1 pseudogene is annotated in these 795 nt (G+C 56.1%); it reads right to left on the bottom strand.

The window, feature by feature from the left end:
- Nucleotides 1–795: pseudogene (locus MoGM_RS05700) on the bottom strand (glutamine synthetase type III); the annotation flags it as partial.

Raw genomic sequence — 795 nt, 5'->3', positions numbered from 1 at the left:
ACTCGTCGCTGTATCCGTTGCCGTCAAACCGTATCGGTTTGCATGCCTTTATGTCCTCGCGCACAATGTCTATGATGGCACTTGTCTTGTCTTCACCTTTCTCTATCAGTGCGTCCACACGGCGTTTGAAGTCAGATAACGCTTCCGCCACGGCCGAGTTGAGGACAATCATGGCCGACGCGCAGTTGGCCTCGCTGCCTACTGCCCGGAATTCAAAGCGGTTTCCGGTGAACGCGAACGGGCTTGTGCGGTTGCGGTCGGTATTGTCTATGAGCAGTTCCGGTATCTCGGGAATATCAAGTTTGAGTCCCTGTTTGCCCATGAGTCCGAACAGGTCGTCCTTGTCCGCCAGCTCGATGTGGTCGAGCAGCTCGCTGAGTTGTTTGCCGAGGAATGACGAAATGATGGCAGGTGGCGCCTCGTTGGCTCCCAACCGGTGTGCGTTCGTGGCGCTCATGATGCTCGCTTTGAGCAGGCCGTTGTGCCGGTATACTCCCATCAGCGTCTCTACTATGAACACCACGAAGCGCAAGTTGTCCATAGGCGACTTTCCCGGGGCATGAAGCAGCACTCCGTTGTCTGCGCTCAGGCTCCAGTTGTTGTGCTTGCCCGAGCCGTTTATGCCGGCGAACGGTTTTTCGTGGAGCAATGCCCGGAAGCCGTGCTTGCGGGCGATACGTTTCATCAGCGACATGAGCAGCATGTTATGGTCTACCGCCAGGTTGGTCTCCTCGAATATTGGAGCCAGCTCAAACTGGTTTGGCGCCACCTCGTTGTGTCTCGTCTTGCATGGTA

The organism is Prevotella sp. MGM1, assembly GCF_002933775.1.
Classification (GTDB): domain Bacteria; phylum Bacteroidota; class Bacteroidia; order Bacteroidales; family Bacteroidaceae; genus Prevotella.
This window is presented reverse-complemented; position numbering and strand designations above follow the sequence as displayed.